Annotated in this window: 19 protein-coding genes; 8 read left to right on the top strand and 11 right to left on the bottom strand. The window is 73.2% G+C overall.

What is annotated here, in order from left to right:
• Positions 1-30: 30 nt before the first annotated feature.
• The gene (locus AC3ANR_RS10905) at positions 31-924 is read left to right on the top strand and encodes a CoA transferase (protein ID WP_488288132.1); all 894 of its coding nucleotides are present in this window, start codon (positions 31-33) and stop codon (positions 922-924) included.
• A 143-nt stretch (positions 925-1,067) separates the two neighbouring features.
• Here the strand turns inward: AC3ANR_RS10905 and AC3ANR_RS10900 are convergent, their stop codons facing one another.
• From AC3ANR_RS10900 to AC3ANR_RS10890, 3 genes are all read right to left on the bottom strand, one after another.
• Positions 1,068-3,335: a YgiQ family radical SAM protein gene (locus tag AC3ANR_RS10900; protein WP_488288131.1), complete on the bottom strand. Its 2,268-nt coding sequence runs from the start codon at positions 3,333-3,335 to the stop codon at positions 1,068-1,070.
• Positions 3,336-3,414: 79 nt separating this feature from the next.
• A complete protein-coding gene (locus AC3ANR_RS10895; RefSeq protein ID WP_488288130.1) occupies positions 3,415-3,816 on the bottom strand; it encodes a CHRD domain-containing protein in 402 nt (133 codons plus the stop codon).
• A gap of 250 nt (positions 3,817-4,066) precedes the next feature.
• Positions 4,067-4,354, bottom strand: coding sequence for a hypothetical protein (locus AC3ANR_RS10890; RefSeq protein WP_488288129.1), 288 nt, complete (start codon positions 4,352-4,354; stop codon positions 4,067-4,069).
• Between the two features lie 84 nt (positions 4,355-4,438).
• Here AC3ANR_RS10890 and AC3ANR_RS10885 point away from each other — a divergent pair, with 84 nt between their 5' ends.
• Positions 4,439-4,987, top strand: a complete 549-nt coding sequence (locus tag AC3ANR_RS10885; protein ID WP_488288128.1) for a DUF924 family protein — start codon at positions 4,439-4,441, stop codon at positions 4,985-4,987.
• 1 nt (position 4,988) lies between these two features.
• On the opposite strand, the gene AC3ANR_RS10880 is transcribed toward AC3ANR_RS10885, so the two are convergent.
• From AC3ANR_RS10880 to AC3ANR_RS10865, 4 genes are all read right to left on the bottom strand, one after another.
• Positions 4,989-5,726, bottom strand: a complete 738-nt coding sequence (locus AC3ANR_RS10880) for a glutathione S-transferase (RefSeq protein ID WP_488288127.1) — start codon at positions 5,724-5,726, stop codon at positions 4,989-4,991.
• A gap of 74 nt (positions 5,727-5,800) precedes the next feature.
• Positions 5,801-6,181, bottom strand: coding sequence for a hypothetical protein (locus AC3ANR_RS10875; protein WP_488288126.1), 381 nt, complete (start codon positions 6,179-6,181; stop codon positions 5,801-5,803).
• Positions 6,182-6,206: 25 nt separating this feature from the next.
• Positions 6,207-7,010 (bottom strand): exodeoxyribonuclease III, encoded by an 804-nt coding sequence (gene xth / locus AC3ANR_RS10870; RefSeq protein ID WP_488288125.1) that lies wholly within the window; start codon positions 7,008-7,010, stop codon positions 6,207-6,209.
• 63 nt (positions 7,011-7,073) lie between these two features.
• Entirely contained in the window at positions 7,074-7,298 is a 225-nt protein-coding gene (locus AC3ANR_RS10865) for a hypothetical protein (protein WP_488288124.1), read from the bottom strand.
• Between the two features lie 121 nt (positions 7,299-7,419).
• On the opposite strand from AC3ANR_RS10865, the gene AC3ANR_RS10860 reads away from it, so the two are divergent.
• The 6 genes from AC3ANR_RS10860 (at position 7,420) to AC3ANR_RS10835 (ending at position 12,292) form a co-directional block, all read left to right on the top strand.
• Positions 7,420-7,881 carry a hypothetical protein gene (locus AC3ANR_RS10860; RefSeq protein ID WP_488288123.1) on the top strand — a complete coding sequence of 154 codons (462 nt, stop codon included), beginning with the start codon at positions 7,420-7,422 and terminating at the stop codon, positions 7,879-7,881.
• A 107-nt stretch (positions 7,882-7,988) separates the two neighbouring features.
• Positions 7,989-8,159 (top strand): hypothetical protein, encoded by a 171-nt coding sequence (locus AC3ANR_RS10855; RefSeq protein ID WP_488288122.1) that lies wholly within the window; start codon positions 7,989-7,991, stop codon positions 8,157-8,159.
• Between the two features lie 17 nt (positions 8,160-8,176).
• Positions 8,177-8,419: a DUF6139 family protein gene (locus tag AC3ANR_RS10850; protein ID WP_488288121.1), complete on the top strand. Its 243-nt coding sequence runs from the start codon at positions 8,177-8,179 to the stop codon at positions 8,417-8,419.
• A gap of 282 nt (positions 8,420-8,701) precedes the next feature.
• Positions 8,702-10,963, top strand: coding sequence for an ATP-dependent DNA helicase (locus tag AC3ANR_RS10845; protein ID WP_488288120.1), 2,262 nt, complete (start codon positions 8,702-8,704; stop codon positions 10,961-10,963).
• Between the two features lie 212 nt (positions 10,964-11,175).
• Positions 11,176-12,000 carry an alpha/beta fold hydrolase gene (locus AC3ANR_RS10840; protein WP_488288119.1) on the top strand — a complete coding sequence of 275 codons (825 nt, stop codon included), beginning with the start codon at positions 11,176-11,178 and terminating at the stop codon, positions 11,998-12,000.
• Positions 12,001-12,106: 106 nt separating this feature from the next.
• Positions 12,107-12,292 carry a CsbD family protein gene (locus AC3ANR_RS10835; RefSeq protein WP_488288118.1) on the top strand — a complete coding sequence of 62 codons (186 nt, stop codon included), beginning with the start codon at positions 12,107-12,109 and terminating at the stop codon, positions 12,290-12,292.
• Between the two features lie 40 nt (positions 12,293-12,332).
• On the opposite strand, the gene AC3ANR_RS10830 is transcribed toward AC3ANR_RS10835, so the two are convergent.
• From AC3ANR_RS10830 to AC3ANR_RS10815, 4 genes are all read right to left on the bottom strand, one after another.
• Entirely contained in the window at positions 12,333-14,636 is a 2,304-nt protein-coding gene (locus AC3ANR_RS10830; RefSeq protein WP_488288117.1) for a DUF3482 domain-containing protein, read from the bottom strand.
• Positions 14,637-14,676: 40 nt separating this feature from the next.
• The gene (locus AC3ANR_RS10825; RefSeq protein WP_427912332.1) at positions 14,677-14,955 is read right to left on the bottom strand and encodes a hypothetical protein; all 279 of its coding nucleotides are present in this window, start codon (positions 14,953-14,955) and stop codon (positions 14,677-14,679) included.
• 102 nt (positions 14,956-15,057) lie between these two features.
• Complete coding sequence (locus AC3ANR_RS10820) at positions 15,058-15,240, bottom strand: DUF3606 domain-containing protein (RefSeq protein WP_488288116.1); 183 nt, start codon at positions 15,238-15,240, stop codon at positions 15,058-15,060.
• A gap of 176 nt (positions 15,241-15,416) precedes the next feature.
• Positions 15,417-17,468 carry a hybrid sensor histidine kinase/response regulator gene (locus tag AC3ANR_RS10815; protein WP_488288115.1) on the bottom strand — a complete coding sequence of 684 codons (2,052 nt, stop codon included), beginning with the start codon at positions 17,466-17,468 and terminating at the stop codon, positions 15,417-15,419.
• Positions 17,469-17,518 lie beyond the last annotated feature (50 nt).

Raw genomic sequence — 17,518 nt, 5'->3', positions numbered from 1 at the left:
CGGCCCGCGCGGCTCTGCTAGCCTCGCGCCATGGCCGCCGCCCCCCGCCCCCTCGCCCAGGTCCGCATCCTCAGCCTCGCGCTGAACCTGCCCGGCCCCGCCGCCCTGATGCGGTGCCGGCGCATGGGCGCCACGTGCGTCAAGCTCGAGCCGCCGGCGGGCGATCCGATGCGCCATTACGACGCCGCCGCCTACGCCGAACTGCACGAGGGCGTGCAGGTGCTCGCCGCGGACCTCAAGGCCGCCGATGGCCAGGCGCTGCTGCACAAGGAACTCGCCCGCAGCGACATCCTGCTCACCTCGTTCCGGCCCTCGGCCCTGAAGAAGCTCGGCCTGGGCTGGCCCGAGCTGCACACGCGGTATCCCTCGCTCTGCCAGGTGGCGATCGTCGGCGGCCCCGGGCCGGGCGCCGAGGTGCCGGGGCACGACCTCACCTACCTCGCCGGACACGGGCTCGTCACCGGCACCGACCTGCCGGCGACGCTGTTCGCCGACATGGCCGGCTCGCTGATGGCGAGCGAGGCCGTGGTGCAGGCGGCCCTGCTGCAGGCCGAGCGCTACACCGGCTCGGGCGACGTGCATCCGCCCGGGCGCTACCTCGAGGTCGCCCTCTCCGACGCCGCTGCCTACTTGGCCCTGCCGCGCCGCTGGGGCCTCACCCGGCCGCAGGGCGCCGTGGGCGGCGCGCACGCAGGTTACCGGGTCTATCCGTGCAAGGACGGGCGCGTGGCCGTGGCGGCGCTGGAGCCGCATTTCGCGGCGGCGCTGTGCGAGGCCGCCGGACTGCCGGCGGGCGACCTGCGCACGATGTTCTCGCCCGCGACGCACGAGGCAGTCGCGCGCTTCCTCGCGGCCCGCACGCGCGCCGAGCTCGACGCACTGGCGCGCGAGCGCGACATCCCGCTGCACACGCTGGACGGCTGAGCCGGCCTCGCCGGAGCGCAACGCGGCGCGCCAGATGACGCCGCAGGAGATCGAGGCGGTGGCCGCCTGGTACGCCAGCCGCAGGGTGCCGTTCAGCGCGTCGGGGCAGGCGCGCCGAAGCGCGCGAGCGACACCCGGACGGGTCAGCGCGGCTTGCGCGGCGCGGGCTTGCCGCCCGTCACGCGCGGCGGCAGGCCGGTGTGCTGCGTCAGCAGCTTGCCGCGCGCCGGCTGGCCGCCGGGCGTGGAGTTCTTGCGGCGGGCGCTGGTGTAGCTGCCGTCGGTGGCCGGCTGGAAGGTGGGCACCAGGTGGTGCTTGCCGTTGCCGATCAGGTCGGAGCGGCCCATGGTCTTGAGCGCCTCGCGCAGCAGCGGCCAGTTGTTCGGGTCGTGGTAGCGCAGGAAAGCCTTGTGCAGGCGCCGGCGCTTCTCGCCGCGCACGATGTCGACCGTGTCCTCGGCCGCCTGCGCACGGCGCACCTTGCGCAGCGTGTTGCGGCCCGAGTGGTACATCGCGGTCGCGGTGGCCATGGGGCTGGGGTAGAAGGTCTGGACCTGGTCGGCGCGGAAGCCGTTGCGCTTGAGCCAGAGGGCCAGGTTCATCATGTCCTCGTCGCTGGTGCCGGGGTGCGCCGCGATGAAGTACGGGATCAGGTACTGCTTCTTGCCCGCCTCGGCCGAGAACTTCTCGAACATCTGCCGGAAGCGCTCGTAGGCGCCGATGCCCGGCTTCATCATCTTGGACAGCGGGCCGGACTCGGTGTGCTCGGGCGCGATCTTCAGGTAGCCGCCCACGTGGTGCTGCACCAGCTCCTTGACGTACTCGGGCGACTGCACCGCCAGGTCGTAGCGCAGCCCCGAGCCGATCAGGATCTTCTTCACGCCCTTGAGCGCGCGCGCGCGCCGGTACATCGCGACCAGGTGCCGGTGGTCGGTGGTGAGGTTCTGGCAGATGCCGGGAAAGACGCAGCTGGGCTTGCGGCAGGCGGCCTCGATCTCGGGCGAGCGGCAGCCCAGGCGGTACATGTTGGCCGTGGGGCCGCCCAGGTCGGAGATGACGCCGGTGAAGCCGGCCACCTTGTCGCGGATGTCCTCGATCTCGCGGATCACCGAGTCCTCGCTGCGGCTCTGGATGATGCGCCCCTCGTGCTCGGTGATCGAGCAGAAGGTGCAGCCGCCGAAGCAGCCGCGCATGATGTTCACGCTGAAGCGGATCATCTCCCAGGCCGGGATCTTGGTCGCGCCGTCGTGCGCGCCGTTCTCGTCGGCGTACGCGGGGTGCGGGCTGCGCGCGTACGGCAGGTCGAACACGTGGTCCATCTCCGCCGTGGTGAGCGGGATCGGCGGCGGGTTGATCCACACGTCGCGGTCGCCGTGCGCCTGCACCAGCGCGCGCGCATTGCCCGGGTTGGTCTCCAGGTGCAGCACGCGGTTGGCATGCGCGTACAGCACGGGGTCGGACTTGACCTGCTCGTACGAGGGCAGGCGGATCACGGTGCGGTCGCGCTGGAGCTTGACGCGCGGGTTGGCCACGAAGGTGAGCGGCTGGATCGCCGGGTTCACGTCAGGCGCGCCCGATCCGTCCTCCTTGGCGCAGGTCTCGCCCTGGGCCTTGGCCTGGTCGCCGGTGGTGAGGTAGGGATTGACGTGGTCCTCCACGCGGCCGGGCTGGTCGACCTCGGTCGAATCGACCTGCATCCAGCCCTCGGGAGTCTCGCGGCGGATGAACGCCGTGCCGCGCACGTCGGTGATGGCCGCCACCGGCTCCTTGGCCGCCAGCCGGTGCGCGATCTCGACGATGGCGCGCTCGGCGTTGCCGTACAGCAGCAGGTCGGCCTTGGCGTCCACCAGGATGGAGCGCCGCACCTTGTCGGACCAGTAGTCGTAGTGCGCGATCCGGCGCAGGCTGCCCTCGATGCCGCCCAGCACGATGGGCACGTCGTTCCAGGCCTCGCGGCAGCGCTGCGAGTACACCAGCGCCGCGCGGTCCGGGCGCTTGCCGCCCACGTCGCCGGGCGTGTAGGCGTCGTCGCTGCGGATCTTCCGGTCGGCGGTGTACCGGTTGATCATCGAGTCCATGTTGCCGGCCGTGACGCCGAAGAACAGGTTGGGCTTGCCCAGCGCCTTGAACGGCTCGGCGCTCTGCCAGTCCGGCTGGGCGATGATGCCGACCCGGAAGCCCTGCGCCTCGAGCACGCGGCCGATCACGGCCATGCCGAAGCTCGGGTGGTCGACGTAGGCGTCGCCGGTGACGACGATGATGTCGCAGCTGTCCCAGCCGAGCTTGTCCATCTCCTCCCGGCTCATGGGGAGGAAGGGCGCGGTGCCGAAGCGGGCGGCCCAGTACCGCCGGTAGCTGGTGATCGGCTTGGCGGCGCGGGCGAAGAGGGAGACGTCGACGGGGGCGTTCATGGGCAACCCTCTATTGTCCCCGAACGGCGATGACCGCTCCCCCGGAAGGTCACTGCGCGGCCCGGCCGCGCAGCGACTGTTACATCCGCTTCTTCAGCTGGCCGCGGATCTCGCCGCCCGGGGCCTTGGCCGTGTGGATGTTCACGTAGTACAGCCCGGCCGCCAGGTCGGCGTACTGGGCCGGCGTGAGCGTGCCTTCGCCGGTGGCCGGCTGCGTGTTCAGGTTGCCGGTGAACGGCACCACCACGCCCGCGTTCGCGCCGGCCGCCGCCGGGCCGTGGATGTGGCCCGCCGTCGCCGGCCCGGACAGCCCGCTGTGCGTGACCTTCCAGCGCACCTTGTACGTCGAGGGGTCGACCTGGACTTCGGCCATCCCGGTGCCCGCGCCCGGCACCGGCGGCACCTCCTGCGTCCCACTGAGCGTCGCCTCGTAGGTCTCGGCCCGCGAGGGCGCCGTCGTGGAGGCGGCCGATGCCGTCATGGACGTCGACGCTCCGGACGCATATCCGGGCGGCGATCCGCCCGCGGACGACGAGGACGAGGACGAAGGCGCGGAACTGCATGCACCGAGGGCCGCGAGCACGGCCGCGCCGACGGCGGCGTGCAGCAGGATGGAACGAGGGGTCATGGGCAGTCTCCTGGTGGTCGAGCCATGGGAGCGGCCATTCTGCGCGCGGCCGGCGTGCCGCGCGTGTAGGAGCGATCCTGCAGGACCGACCGCTCCGGGCGGATCAGTTGTCCTTGGGCAGCTGGCCGCGCGCGGCGTCGAGCTCCCACGGACTGGTCTCGACGTTGGGGCCGTCCGGGTAGCTCTGCGGCCCCTTGGCGATGCCGGGCCGCGGCTTGCCGCCGGGCACGCCGGCGGGCATGTCCGGCGCGGCCCCCCCGGCGACGTCGCTGCCGGCCGGCGCCTCGTCGTTCGAGCCGCCCTCGCCCATCGTCGTGTGGGTCGGGTCGCCGTCGTGGTTCTCGTTGCTGCCGTGGGCCGGGCCCCGCCCGATGCTGGTGTTGCCGCTCATGTGCGCCTCCTGCGTTTGCGATGCCCCACTGTAGGAGCGGCCGCGCCGCGCGCGGTGTAGGCGCGGGCCGACTACGATGCGCCGATGGACACGCCTGCTGCCGCCGCCGACGTGGTCCGCTTCTGGCGCGAAGCGGGGGCCAGGCGCTGGTTCCGCAAGGACGACGCCTTCGATGCGCAATTCCGCCAGCGCTTCCTCGACCTGCACCAGGCGGCCGCACGCGGCGAACTGGCCGGCTGGGTGACGACAGCCGAGGGCGCCCTGGCCCTGGTGATCCTGCTGGACCAGTTTCCGCGCAATGCCTTCCGCGGCAGCGCCCGCTCGTTCGCGACCGACGCGCTCGCGCGCAGCGCGGCGCATGCGGCCGTCATGGCGGGACTGGACGCACAGATCGACGACGCGGGCCTGCGCAACTTCCTGTACGTGCCGTTCATGCACTCCGAGTGGCTGCCGGACCAGGACCGGGCGGTCGACCTCACGCAGCGGATGGGCACGGAAGGCGCGCGCCATGCGCTCGCGCACCGCGACATCGTCCGGCGCTTCGGCCGCTTCCCGCACCGCAATGCGCTGCTGGGGCGCCACACGACGGCCGAGGAGCGGGCCTTCCTTGCCGACGGCGGCTTCGCGGGCTGACTCAGCCGTCCAGCTCGGGGTAGTGGCGGAAGATGCCTTCCTCGTTGAACGGCAGGCGGCGCTCGCTCGCCAGGTAGGCCGCTAGGCGCTTGTGCCGCGGCACCGCGGCATGCAGCGCGGTCACGTGCGGCGCCTTCTTCAGCACGCGGCGCGTGGCCCGGGGCAGCGCGTACAGCAGCCCATCGACCGCCTGGAACAGCGAGAGATCGGCATAGGACAGCCGCCCGCCGACCAGGAACGGGCCCCTGCCGCGCTGGTTGCGTGGATTGCGCGCGAGCAGCGTCTCGAACCAGCCGACGAACCTGGGCAGCCGTTCGCGCCGGAACTCCTGCGCGCGCCGCGCCGCCTCGGGCTTCTGGTCCTCGTAGTACAGGCTGGTGCCGACCGGGTGGTGCAGGTCGTGCACCTCGGCGACGAGGTCGGCGATCGTCAGCTGGATCTGGTGCGCCCAGAGCCGGTCGGCCTCGCTCGCGCCGACCAGCTTCAGGCGCGGGCCGAGGTACAGCAGGATGGCCGCGGTCTGGCCGATCACCTTGCGCCCGTCGACCAGGAACGGGCAGGCGAACGGCGGGCGGGGCACGTGCGGGCCGTCCAGCACCGCCATCATCGCGCCCAGCCCCTGCCCGTCGGCCTCCCGGCCACGCGCGACGTCGACATAGGGCGCGCCGGCGGCCTCGAGCGCGAGGCGCACGAATTCGCCGCGGCCCTGGATGCCGGGCCAGTAGTGCAGCTGGTACATGGCGCAACTCCGGTGGTGGTCCGCCGCATTGTTGCAGCGGCCCGCCGGCCCGCGGCGGGTCCAGCGCGGCGGGTTCAGTGCGGCGCGTCGGCGGCCGCGCGCACGGCCACGTCGTAGGCGCCTTCGGCGCGCAGCCGGGCCATCACGCGGTCGCACGCCGACGGATCGGTCAGGCGCGCCACCAGCACGCTGGCGCCGCGCTCGAGCGCCTCGGTGATGATATCCACGTGGTGGTAGTCCACGTTGGTCTGCACCAGGTCGGCGAACATGCGCCCCGCCGTGCCCAGCACCGAGTCGTTGCCGACGCGCCGGCTGCCCTTGCCCTTGATCCCCTTGAGGCGTTCGAGGTCGTGCTCCACGTGGACGTCGTCGCGCGGCACGCCCAGCTTGACGAGCACGTGGAGCGCCTGGTCGGCGGCGAAGCGCTTGTCGAAGGCGGCGAGGATGGTGGACATGGGGGACTCCTTCGTGATGCAGTGGTCAGGAACGCTTGCGACGCGCGGGCGGCGCGCCATCGGCGGCGAGTTCGATCCAGGTCGGCGCGTGGTCGCTGGCGTGCGGCTGGCCGCGCACCCAGGTGTCCACGCCCGCGCGCCTGAGCCTGGGCGCCAGGGCCGGGTTGAGCAACAGGTGATCGATCCGCAAGCCCGAGTTGCGTTCCCAGTGCTGGCGGAAATAGTCCCAGAAGGTGAACACGGGCTCGTCGGGATGCAGGTGCCGGATCGCGTCGGTCCAGCCCTGGTCGAGCAGCCGCTGGTAGCACGCGCGGCTTTCGGGCTGCAGCAGCGCGTCCTTCAGCCAGGAGCGCGGGTTGTAGATGTCGAAGTCGGTCGGCACGACGTTGAAGTCGCCGGCCAGCACGACCGGGTGCCCGCCGCCCACCAGCGTCGCGGCGTGCTGGATGAGGCGCTCGAACCACGCGAGCTTGTAGTCGAACTTGGGGCCGGGCTGCGGGTTGCCGTTGGGCAGGTACAGGCAGGCGATGAGCACGCCGTCCACCGCGGCCTCGATATAGCGGCTGTGGTCGTCGCCGGGATCGCCGGGCAGCTCGCGGCGCACCTCAACCGGCGCGCTGCGCGAGAGGATGGCCACGCCGTTCCAGGAGCGCTGCCCCTTCCACAGCGCGTGGTAGCCGGCCTCGCGCAGGTCCGCCTCGGGGAACGCGCTGTCCAGCGCCTTGAGCTCCTGCAGGCACGCAACGTCGGGCTGCTCGCGCGCGAGCCACTCGAGCAGGTTCGGCAGGCGGGTCTTGATGCCGTTGACGTTGAAGGTGGCGATCTTCATGCCGAGGACGATCATCGCGCCGGCCCGGTGGCGCATCCGTAGGACCGCGCCCCAAGGGCGGGCTCAGCGGCGCGACCTGGCGCGCGTGCGGCGGAAGGCCTGCGCGCCGCCGCTGCCGCCGCCATCCGGGAAGTCGTGCGGGTCCAGCGGGCTGCGGCGCTTGAGCGGCGCCTCGATGATCGTGCTGGTGCTGCTCTCGCCGTGGTCGGGCTGGGCGGGCGTGGGGCGCGGGGCGGGATCCGCGCGCTGCGGCGAGCGGTCGGGGTGGATGGTGGGGTCCGAAGGCATGGGGTGTCGTCCGATGGGTTCATCGTGGCGCGTGCCGCGCGCCGCCGGTGTCAGGCCGCCCAGCCCGCTGGCGTAGGACGCAGCGGCAGAACTTCGACGCGGCACGTCCTTCCAAGCAAGGATGCGGCTGCCGTTCACCTGGCTTGCCCTCGCCCTGGCGGCGGGCTGTGTCCACGCGCAGGGCGACCCGTTGAAGTCGGCCGAATGCGGCCGGCGCCTGGACGCGCTGCAGGCCGCGCGGGCAGCGGGCAGCGGGGCCAGCGCAGCCGACGTCGAAGCCTTGCGCCGGGTGGCCACGCACGCCTGCCTCGGCGGCAGCGGCGAGGCGCGGCGCCCGTCCCCGACGGCCCAGCCGCCGCAGGTGGTGCCGCCGCCGACGGTGGCGCTGCCCGCGCCGCAGCCGCCCTCGCCTGCGCCGGCACCTGCGCCACCCCCGCCGGTCGAGCGGCCGCCGGTCATCGTCTCGTGCGACGCCGGCGGCTGCTGGGACAGCAACGGCACCCGCCTGAATCGCGCCGGCCCCACGCTGATCGGCCCCGGCGGGCCGTGCGTGGTCAGCGGCCAGGTCGTCCGCTGCCCCTGAGGCAGCCGCAGGCAGCGCTGACAGCGATTGCGCGAGCACGCCTACGCCGGGCCCGCCGCGGACATGGCGCAATGGGGGCCAACACAACGACAGGAGCTGTTTTCCCCATGGGCAACAAGATCGTCACCGAGGCCGACCGCCAGCGTTCGCCGGCACCCCAGGCCAGTCCCACGTACACCCCGCCGCGACGCGGCGGCGGCCAGAAGGTCAGCCTCGAGCGCGGCACCGCGACGCGCAACAAGAAGAACCCCGGCAAGCGCCCGCACCAGGGCGGCTGAACCCCAGGAGAGACCGCATGCAACTGGACATCTACCGCCGCCCGGAGCCCGAGCACAAGCTCTCCTTCATGGTCGTGCCCGCGGGCCGGCCGATCCCGCAGGAAGTGGACAACGTGGACTGGAAGCTCGTCGCCACGGCCACCGAGTTGGACGTGGATTCGCCGCGCCTGGCCGAGTACGGCATCGACCACGCCGGCGAGCAGATCGGCGAGAAGGGCTACGCCATCACCAGCGTGACCCACCAGGTCGAGGCGGGCTGAGGCCTCCGCCACGATGGCGGGCCGGTCAGCAGACCGGTCGCCGTCGGCGGCTCGACGCGGTATCGGGGCTCCGCTTCGGCACCGCCGCTGGATGCCGGGTCGAGCCCGGCATGACAGCCTACTGGATGCGGGGTCGAGCCCGGCATGACAGCCGACTGGATGCGGGGTCAAGCCCCGGCATGACGGCCCGCCGGATGCCGGGTCGAGCCCCGGCATGACGGCCTGCGATCTGGGATTCCTTCGCCGGCCGGCCCCGCGCGCCGGGCCGCTACCATCGCGGCCATGCAGTACACCGTGGCCGTCCGCGCCCTGTGCGAGTTCACCGCCAAGGCGGGGGACCTGGACCTGCGGTTCACGCCCTCGCCCACCGCGCAGGAAGGCATCGCCGGCCATGCCACGGTGACGGCCGGCCGCGGCGCGGGCTACGAGCGCGAGGTGACCCTCGTGGGCGAGTACGACGCGCTGCGGGTGCGCGGCCGCGCCGACGGCTACGACGCCGCGCGCAACCGGCTGGAGGAGATCAAGACCTACCGCGGCGACCTCGCGCGCCAGCCGGCCAACCACCGCCACCTGCACTGGGCCCAGGCCAAGGTCTACGGCTGGCTGCTGTGCCAGGACCGCGGGCTGGAGTCCATCACCCTCGCGCTCGTCTACTTCGACATCGGCACCGCCAAGGAGACGCTGCTCGAGGCGACCCACACGCGCGAGGAACTGCGCGAGTTCTTCGAGGCGCAGTGCCGGCGCTTCCTGGCCTGGGCCCGGCAGGAGCTCGCGCATCGCGAACACCGCGACGCGCAGCTCACGGCGCTGGCCTTTCCGCACCCGACCTTCCGCGAAGGCCAGCGCGAGCTGGCCGAGGCGGCCTACCGCGCCGCCGCCCAGGGCCGCTGCCTGATGGCGCAGGCGCCCACCGGCATCGGCAAGACGGTGGGCACGCTGTTCCCCGTGCTCAAGGCCTGCCCGGCGCAGCGCATCGACAAGGTGTTCTTCCTCGCGGCCAAGACGCCCGGGCGCCAGCTCGCGCTGGACGCACTGCACGTGATCGGCCGCGCGGCGCCGGAGTTTCCGCTGCGCGTGGTCGAACTGACCGCGCGCGACAAGGCCTGCGAGCACCCCGACAAGGCCTGCCACGGCGAATCGTGCCCGCTCGCGCGTGGCTTCTACGATCGCCTCCCCGCCGCGCGCGAGCAGGCGCTGGCGCGCGGGCCGATGGAGCGCGCCGCGCTGCGCGAGGTGGCGCTGGCGCACCAGGTCTGCCCCTATTACCTGTCGCAGGAACTGGCGCGCTGGGCCGACGTGGTGGTGGGCGACTACAACTACTTCTTCGACGCCAGCGCGCTGCTGCACGCCTTCACGCAGGAGAACGGCTGGCGCGTCGCCGTGCTGGTGGACGAGGCGCACAACCTGGTCGAGCGCGGTCGCCAGATGTACAGCGCCGACATCGGCCTGGCGGCCCTGCGCGCCGCGCGCACCGACGCGCCCGCGCCGGTGCGGCGCGCGCTGGACCGGCTGCGCCGCGCCTGGAGCGAGCTCGTGCCCGCCGACGGGCGCCCCTACACCGTCCTGGAGGAGATCCCGGGCGGCTGGATGAATGCGCTGCTGAAGGCCTCGGCCGCGATCTCGGACCACCTGAACGACTCGCCGCACGAGCCGCCCGGCGCGCTGCAGCAGTTCCACTTCGACATGCTGGCGATGCAGCGGCTGGCGGAGTCGTTCGGCTCGCACTCGGTGTTCGACGTCACCCTGCGCCCGGGCCCGCGCGGGCCGGAAGCGGTGCCGTGCATCCGCAACCTGATCCCGGGGCCGTTCCTCGCGCCGCGCTTCGAAGCGGCCCATGCCGGCGTGCTGTTCTCGGCGACGCTCGCGCCGGCCGGCTTCTACCTGGACACGCTGGGGCTGCCGGCCGACACCGTGTGGATCGACGTCGCCTCGCCGTTCCAGGCCGAGCAGCTGTCGGTGCGCGTGGTGCGCAGCATCTCGACCCGCTGGGCCGATCGCGACCGCTCGCTGGAGCCGATCGCCGACCTGATCGCGCGGCACTACGCGGCGCAGCCGGGCAACTACCTCGCCTTCTTCAGCAGCTTCGATTACCTGCAGCGGGTGGCCGCGCTGGTGCGCGAACGCCATCCGCACCTGCCGGTGCTGGAGCAGTCCCCCGCCATGCCGGAAGCGCAGCGCCGCGCCTTCCTCGACGAGTTCGCGCCGGGCGGCCGCACGCTCGGTTTCGCGGTGCTGGGCGGCAGCTTCGGCGAAGGCATCGACCTGCCGGGCGATCGCCTCGTGGGCGCCTTCATCGCGACGCTGGGCCTGCCGCAGGTGAACCCGGTGAACGAGGAGATGCGCCGGCGCCTGCAGCAGGCGTTCGGCGCCGGGTACGACTACGCGTACCTGTACCCTGGCATCCGCAAGGTCGTGCAGGCCGCCGGCCGCGTGATCCGCACGCGCGAGGACCGCGGCACGGTGGTGCTGATCGACGACCGCTTCGCGCGGCCCGAGGTGCGGGCGCTGCTGCCCGCCTGGTGGCAGGTGCGGCTCGACGCCTGACGGCGCATCCGCGGCGGCGTCCTACAGTCAGGCGCCGCGGACGAGCCAACGATGGCGGCTCGCCGCCCGTAGGGCGAGGTGCGCATTCTCTGGCCGGATGGAGTTGGATCGCATGAAGACGCCTGGAGTCCGACGGTGGACACATGTCGCAAGGCGAGCGGCCCTGGTGGGCATCGACGAGCCCACCCGGCAGGCGGGCCGGGAGAAGGTGCATGCCTGACCTGATCGACGCCGGCCGGCGCGCGGTCACGGCCTTGCTGGTGGGCGTGGGCCTGGTGGATCCGCCCGCGCCCCGGCCGGTCCTGCCGCCGCCGCGCGGCGTGGGCATCGTGCTGATGCACGGCATCGGCGCCGATGCGGCCAGCATGGAGCCGCTCGCGGCGCAGCTGCGCGCCGCGGGCTGGCGCGTGGAGAACCTCGACATGCCGTGGTCGGGCGCCGGCGCCTTCAGCCGGCCGGTGGCCGCGGCCGAGCAGCAGGTGCTCGAGGCCCTGCAGCGGCTGCGGCAGCACGGCGCGCAGCACCTCGTGATGGCGGGCTTCAGCCTCGGCGGATTCTTCGCCGCGCACATGGCCGGGCGCACGCGGGTCGACGCGCTCGTGGCGATCGCCCCCAATGGCGGCAGCGACATGAAGCAGCTGGACGACCAGCTCGCCCGCGCACGCGAGCTGATCGCCCAGGGCCGTGGCGAGGAGCGCACCACGCTGCAGGACGCCGACGTGGTGAGCCCGGCCCGCTTTCCGCTGCCGGGCACGGTGCCCTCGGCCTACGTCACCTGGTACGACCCGCAGGGCGCGATGAACTGGAGTCGCGTCTGGCACGCCGTGCGGCCGGGCACGCCGGTGCTGCTGGTCGTGCCCACGCGCGACCTGGCCAACCTGCGCCAGCGCAAGCGCGAGCTGTGGGCCGGGCTGCCGGCGCATCCCGCGAACGCGCTGTTCGAGCCGCGCACCGACCACCTCGGCGCGCCCGCGGCGAGCGCGCCGGAGATGGTGCGCTGGCTCAGCCGCGTGTTCACCGCCGAGCCGCCAAGGTGAGCCGCCGTGTAGTCCGGCCCGCACGGCCACCGTCGGTGCGCGCTTGCCGGGCCCGCGCTGTGCCCGCGCTAACGTGGCTGCACCAACCAAGTTGAAAGGAATCGAGATGAACAAGGACCAGGTCAAGGGCACGATGAAGGAAGCCGCCGGCGAGGTGCAGGAGCAGGCCGGCAAGCTGGTCGGCAGCACCGAGCAGGAAGCCAAGGGCCACGCCCGCGAGCAGGAGGGCAAGGTGCAGAAGAAGGTCGGCGACGTCGAGGACGCGGCCGACAAGATCGTCCGCAAGCCCTAAGCAGTCCCCCTGTTGCCGCGGCCCCGCGCCGCGGCAACTTTCAGTGGCCGCCCAGGCGGGCCAGCACGGCAGGCACGAGTTGCCGCAGGTGCTCGGCCAGTTGCGGCTGCAGCCGGTCGGCCTCGCGGTCGACGCGCGCCTTCCCGAACACGTCCTTCACCGCGGCCTCCCGCGTCGCCAGCTCCGCCTCCACCACCGAACGCCACTGCGACTCGTCCACGAGCCCCGCCCGTCCTCCATGGGCGATGCGCACGTAGCGCAGCAGCGCCTGCTCGACCAGCGCGAGCAGCATGGCGTCGTCCAGCATCACGACCGAGGCGCCGGGGTCGGCGCTGCGGTTCTTCCACGCCGCGGCCGCGAGGGCGGCGCCGCCGCCCACCAGCGCACCGAGCGCGCTCGCCGCCCCCAGCGTCAGCCCGCCGGTCATCAGATCGACCGTGGCGCCCATCGCCGCGCCGCTGGCCGCGCCAGCCAGCCCGGCCTGCGGCTCGTCCACCGCGTGGTGCACATGGAAACGCTCCGGCAAGGCCTGGGCGCCGGCTTCCTCCTCGCTGGCCAGCGACACGCCATGCAGCGAGGCCAGCTGCGAGAGCGCGCCCTGCCCGCGATCGTGCACGCGCGCGAACAGCGCCTGCATGGCCAGGCGCCGTGCCTCCTGTCCGGCCTGGCGCTCGCTGCGCACGACCAGCTGGCGCACGCCCAGCGGCGTGACCTGCAGCGGTTCCGCGTCGCGCGCATCGGCCAGCAGCTGCTGCGCGAGCAGTTGCACCGCGCGGTCGAGGCGGCTGCGCGCATGGTCGCGCCAGGCGGTCCACAGCCGGTCGAGGCCCGCCTGCTGGTGCGACGGCACCAGCCGCCGCAGCGCCGCGCGCATCCGCTCGTCGGCGAGCCACGTCGGCAGCTGGTCCAGCGGCAGCACCTCGCCGCCGCGCGTGCCGTGGCGCAGGGGCCCCGCGGCCAGCCCGCGCGCGGTCGGCAGCAGCAGCACCGGCGTCTGTTCCGGCGCGCCGTGCAGCAAGGTGTCGAGTGCGGCGGGCGTGCGGGCGAGCACCAGCCACACATCCACCGGCGACGCCGGCGCGCGCTGGCCGTCGTCCGTCGCGGGCCGCAGGATCGTGCGCGCGCGCTGCCACCACGGCCCCTGGTCGGCCACGCGGGCACCCGGCACGCCGCCCTCGCCCGCCTGCACGAGCAGGGCATCGCCGCGCGCGGTCGTCAGCACCGTCCACGGCGGCGCGTCGGGCAGGCCGGCGCCCTCGCCCGCCTGTCGCAGCACGGTGCGCAGCGGCCGGGCATCGACGCCGTCCTCGACCAGCAGCCCCAGCCGCACGCGAGCCGGATGCACGCGGGCGAGCAGCCCCGAGAAGTACGGCGAGGCGACGTCGACCGCGATCGCGCGCGCCAGGCGGTGCTGCCGCCAGCCCGCCCAGGCGGCCAGCAGCGCGCGCGGCACCACCACCACGACCATGAGCAGCGCGACATAGAGGCCCACCCAGCGCCGCGCCTCCACGCGGCCGACGTCGGCGCCGGAGCCGAAGTGCAGGCGCGCGAGTTCTGCCTGGCTGAACGGCTCCACCGGCAGCAAGGCGACGACCGGGGCGAACAGCAACGAGAGCACGGCATGCACCTGCGGCAAGTCCAGCAGCGTGCTCTCCCAGCCGACGCGGTACTCGCGCACCACGCCGCCGAGCACGATCGAGATCGCGACGCCGACGGCCCAGGCCGCTGCCGCCGTGTGCAGGATGCGCCGCCAGCGCTGGCCTTCGAGCGCCCCCGCCGCTTCCCACCAGCGCAGTGCGAACGCCTTGGCGACGTCGCCGCGCAGGCCGCCCATCGGGCGTTCCAGGAAGGACAGGACGGGGTTCGGCCCGGGAAGGGTGGAACGCGCGCGCGGCCACAGGGCCATGGCCACGAGCGCGACATAGATCGACAGGTTCCACAGCAGGAAGACCAGCAGCGGCGGCGACAGCAGGTTCACCTGCTTGGGGTTGTCGATGCGGTCGATGACACCGCCGAGCACCAGCGCCACGAGCGGCAGGCCCCAGCCCAGCCAGGCATGCCACACGGGCGGCTGCGCCAGCGCCGCCAGGCGCGGCTGGCGGTGCGAGATCAGGTCGAGCAGGCGATCGGCGCGGGCGAGGAGCCAGCGCCGGGCATCGACGCGTTCGCCACGCGCGGGGTCGCCGGTGGCGACCAAGGCCTCGTGCTCGATGCGGTCGCGCTCGCTGGCGCCGACGAGGCGGCCCTGGGTGTCGACGCCGTCCACCGCCTGCACGAGCAGGACGCGCCGCGCGGCGGCTTCGTCCAGGAGGAGGCGGTCAGGGGTCAGGTCGGCCGTGTGCAAGCGGCCATTCTAGGAACGGCCGGGCGCACGCGGGCGGGAACTAGCGGTTCTTCTCTTCGGCCAGGCGCCGCGCCTCGCGCATGACCACCACGCTCGGCTGCTTCTCGAACGGCGTGGGCGGCAGGCCGATCAGGGCCTGCAGGTAGGCGTGGGCGCGGTTCATGTCCGCGCCGATCATCGCCAGCGCCACCTCGTGGTCGGGCTCGTTCTGCGCGATCTCGAGGTAGGCCGCCCGGAACCGGGCGTAGTCGGCCTCCGCCCGCGCCACACGGCGCTGCACGGCCTGCATGTTGGCGTACTCTTCACGGGTGTAACGCATGAATCCATGCTAGGCATGCACCGCATTGGGAGGTGCAACAAGCGTGCAAAGTTCGCGAACGGTGGCAACAGCGTGAACCTCGTCACGCGGTTGGCCGACGGTTCAGCGGGCCTGGCGCAGGAAGCGGCGCACGTTGTCGGGGTCCGCGCCGATCGACTCGACGGCATGCTGCAGCTCCTTCTCGCTGCATCCGAGCCACTGCATCCAGTTGCGCTTCTCCCACTCGTGCTCGAGGCTGATCTGGAGCTCTTGCGCGCCGGCGGACCGGCCCTTGTCTTCGGACATCTGCCACTCCTGTGTTGGAGCCTCCAAGGTAGGCGCCCCGGCCGGGAGCGGGCATCGGCGGGCACATCCGCCGCGGGTGCGCCAATCGCAAACGCTGCTGTAGGACCGCCGAGCATGGGCCCGTGGGTCGCGCGCCCGGCGGGCGGGCGCACGGCATGTGCGGCCGTGCCGCCGTCCTACAGCGGCGCCTGGGTCGGCTTTGCCGCCGAGCGCGCCAGCACCTCTTCCAGCGCGCGAAGCTCGACCGGCTTGGTCAGGTGCGCGTCGAACCCGGCCTCGGCCGTGCGGCGGCGATCCGCCTCCGCGCCCCAGCCGGTCAGCGCCGCGATGTACACGTCCGCGAAGCGCTCATCCTCGCGAAGCGCCCGCGCCACCTGCAGCCCGTCCATGACCGGCAGGCCCAGGTCGAGCAGCACGACATGCGGCCGGAACGCCTGCGCGCGCTCGAGGGCCTCGCGACCGTCGGCCGCGCCGGCGACCTCGTAGCCCAGCATGTCCAGCAGCGCCAGCAGCGTCTCCAGCCCGTCGCGGTTGTCCTCCACCACCAGCACCCGCCGGCCCGCGCCGTTGGGGGCCAGCTCGCCGCCCGGCTCGGGCGCGCGGGCCGCGGCCGGCTGCTCGTGCAGCGGCAGCTCCACCGACACGCGCGTGCCCTCGTCCTGGCCATCGCTGTGCACGCGCACCGCGCCGCCGTGCATCTGCACCAGCGTCTGCACCAGAGCCAGCCCGATGCCCAGGCCGGCCTTGCTGCGGGCCGGATCGTGGTCGAGCTGGCTGAACATCTGGAACAGCTTGCCGCGCTGGTCGGGCGGGATGCCGATGCCGTTGTCGGCCACCTCGATCAGCGCGCGGCCGGCTTCGCGCCGGGCGGACAGTTCGATGCGGCCGCCGTCGGGCGTGTACTTGGCTGCGTTGTTGAGCAGGTTGCCGACGACCTGGATCACCCGCGCCGGATCGGCGTGCAGCATCAGGTCCTCGTCGGGCAGCCGCAGCACGAGTTCGTGGCGGGCGGTCTCGATGGCCGGCCGCGCCGTCTCCACGGCACGCTCGAGCAGCGCGCGCAGGCGCACCGGCTCGCGCTGCAGCTGGATCAGGCCGCGGTTGATGCGCGAGAGGTCCAGCAGGTCGTCGATCAGGCGCGACATCTGGCTGACCTGGCGGTCGATCACCTCCTGCGCGCGGACCTGCGCCTTCGGCTCGGGCGCCAGCCGCATCATCGCGACCGCGTACTTGATCGGCGCCAGCGGGTTGCGCAGTTCGTGGGCGAGCGTCGCCAGGAACTCGTCCTTGCGCCGGTCCTGCTCGCGCAGCTTGGCGTTGTCGCGGACGCGCTCGATGTGGGCCCAGCAGCGGTCGACGACGTCCTCGACCAGCGCCACCTCGCGTGCCGTCCACGCGCGCGGCGTGGCCTGGTGCACGGCCATCATGGCGACCAGGCGCCCGTCCTTGACCAGGCCGGCGCAGACGATCGCCTTGATGCCGATGGCATTGAACATCCGGGCGCCGCCCTCCTCGCCCAGCTCCAGGTCCACGTCGCCGACCACCAGGTTCTCGCCGCGCGGCAGCTTGGTCACCGCCTGGGGCCCGAACAGGTCGAGCGAATAGACACCGGCGCTGCTGGACACGCCGTCGCACGACCAGTCGCTGCGGATCGTGAAGCGGTTGCCGTCCGGGTCGACGTCGGCGTACGCGCAGCGCGTCGCGCCCAGGTATTCGCCGAGCTGGCGGGCGGTGATCTCCATCACGCGCGTGGCGTCGGTCAGCCCGCGCGTGGCCTGGCCCAGCCGGTCCAGGAAGCGGAAGCGCTCCTCGCTGCGCTTGAGGGCGGCCTCGCCCTGCAGGCTGGCGGTGACGTCGACGCACACGCCGACCCACTCGCGCACCTCGCCCCCGTCGAGCATGGGCGCGCCATGCGAGGTGACGTGGCGGAAGACGCCGTCGCGGCGGCGCAGGCGGTAGGCCATCTCGATGCCCTGGCCCTGCGCGACGCCGTCCTGCCAGGCGCGCGCGACCCGGCCGCGGTCGTCCGGGTGGACGGCCTGCAGCCAGCCGTCGCCGGCATACGCGTCGTACGGCTGGCCTGTGAACTTTTCCCAGGACGGGAGCGGGCGGCGGATCTGGCCCCGGGCGTCGGTGGACCAGACGATGCTGTGGGTGGCGGACAAATCCCCGTTCGCCGCGGGGCCCGCACGCAGCCCCCGGCCGGGCTGGACGTCGGTTTCCAACATGGGCCGCGATCATGCCACCGCGGCAAGCTCATCAACTTAGGGATTCGAGG

The sequence above is a fragment of the Ramlibacter sp. JJN2-2R genome (assembly GCF_057747835.1).
The sequence above is the reverse complement of the archived record's forward strand: the minus strand, read 5'-3'. Positions and strand labels throughout refer to the sequence as shown.

Excerpts from the sequence above, each read along its gene's own strand:
- AC3ANR_RS10905 (WP_488288132.1), top strand. The coding sequence starts at position 31 with ATGGCCGCCGCCCCCCGCCCCCTCGCCCAGGTCCGCATCCTCAGCCTC.
- AC3ANR_RS10900 (WP_488288131.1), bottom strand. The coding sequence starts at position 3,335 with ATGAACGCCCCCGTCGACGTCTCCCTCTTCGCCCGCGCCGCCAAGCCG.
- AC3ANR_RS10895 (WP_488288130.1), bottom strand. The coding sequence starts at position 3,816 with ATGACGGCATCGGCCGCCTCCACGACGGCGCCCTCGCGGGCCGAGACC.
- AC3ANR_RS10890 (WP_488288129.1), bottom strand. The coding sequence starts at position 4,354 with ATGAGCGGCAACACCAGCATCGGGCGGGGCCCGGCCCACGGCAGCAAC.
- AC3ANR_RS10885 (WP_488288128.1), top strand. The coding sequence starts at position 4,439 with ATGGACACGCCTGCTGCCGCCGCCGACGTGGTCCGCTTCTGGCGCGAA.
- AC3ANR_RS10880 (WP_488288127.1), bottom strand. The coding sequence starts at position 5,726 with ATGTACCAGCTGCACTACTGGCCCGGCATCCAGGGCCGCGGCGAATTC.
- AC3ANR_RS10875 (WP_488288126.1), bottom strand. The coding sequence starts at position 6,181 with ATGTCCACCATCCTCGCCGCCTTCGACAAGCGCTTCGCCGCCGACCAG.
- xth (WP_488288125.1), bottom strand. The coding sequence starts at position 7,010 with ATGAAGATCGCCACCTTCAACGTCAACGGCATCAAGACCCGCCTGCCG.
- AC3ANR_RS10865 (WP_488288124.1), bottom strand. The coding sequence starts at position 7,298 with ATGCCTTCGGACCCCACCATCCACCCCGACCGCTCGCCGCAGCGCGCG.
- AC3ANR_RS10860 (WP_488288123.1), top strand. The coding sequence starts at position 7,420 with ATGCGGCTGCCGTTCACCTGGCTTGCCCTCGCCCTGGCGGCGGGCTGT.
- AC3ANR_RS10855 (WP_488288122.1), top strand. The coding sequence starts at position 7,989 with ATGGGCAACAAGATCGTCACCGAGGCCGACCGCCAGCGTTCGCCGGCA.
- AC3ANR_RS10850 (WP_488288121.1), top strand. The coding sequence starts at position 8,177 with ATGCAACTGGACATCTACCGCCGCCCGGAGCCCGAGCACAAGCTCTCC.
- AC3ANR_RS10845 (WP_488288120.1), top strand. The coding sequence starts at position 8,702 with ATGCAGTACACCGTGGCCGTCCGCGCCCTGTGCGAGTTCACCGCCAAG.
- AC3ANR_RS10840 (WP_488288119.1), top strand. The coding sequence starts at position 11,176 with ATGCCTGACCTGATCGACGCCGGCCGGCGCGCGGTCACGGCCTTGCTG.
- AC3ANR_RS10835 (WP_488288118.1), top strand. The coding sequence starts at position 12,107 with ATGAACAAGGACCAGGTCAAGGGCACGATGAAGGAAGCCGCCGGCGAG.
- AC3ANR_RS10825 (WP_427912332.1), bottom strand. The coding sequence starts at position 14,955 with ATGCGTTACACCCGTGAAGAGTACGCCAACATGCAGGCCGTGCAGCGC.
- AC3ANR_RS10820 (WP_488288116.1), bottom strand. The coding sequence starts at position 15,240 with ATGTCCGAAGACAAGGGCCGGTCCGCCGGCGCGCAAGAGCTCCAGATC.
- AC3ANR_RS10815 (WP_488288115.1), bottom strand. The coding sequence starts at position 17,468 with ATGTTGGAAACCGACGTCCAGCCCGGCCGGGGGCTGCGTGCGGGCCCC.